Below are 224 nucleotides of genomic sequence, written 5' to 3' on the forward strand. Positions count from 1 at the left end.
CTCCGGATGCTGCCAATGGTGAGGTTGTTGTTGAGATCATCGTTGATGAGTCTGTAACGGAGCCGGTTGAGGCTGCGGTTGCCTTTGAGGAGTTGACTTCTGTTGAGGTCGACAAGGAGGGCAAGGAGACTCCGGGTACTGATCCGAAGAACCCGAATGAGATCGCTGAGCACAAGGACATCAACGACAAGGATCAGACTGTCACCTCTAAGGACCCGTCTGAG

The 224-nt window shown here is 53.6% G+C and carries 1 protein-coding gene; it reads left to right on the plus strand.

Going from position 1 to position 224, the window contains the following annotated elements; translation table 11 throughout:
* Positions 1–224, plus strand: a 224-nt coding sequence (locus HMPREF3009_RS02975) for a hypothetical protein (RefSeq protein WP_158010558.1), incomplete at both ends; no start/stop codon positions are given.

Origin of the sequence: Corynebacterium sp. HMSC034H07 (assembly GCF_001815175.1) — a bacterium.
GTDB lineage: Bacteria > Actinomycetota > Actinomycetes > Mycobacteriales > Mycobacteriaceae > Corynebacterium > Corynebacterium hiratae.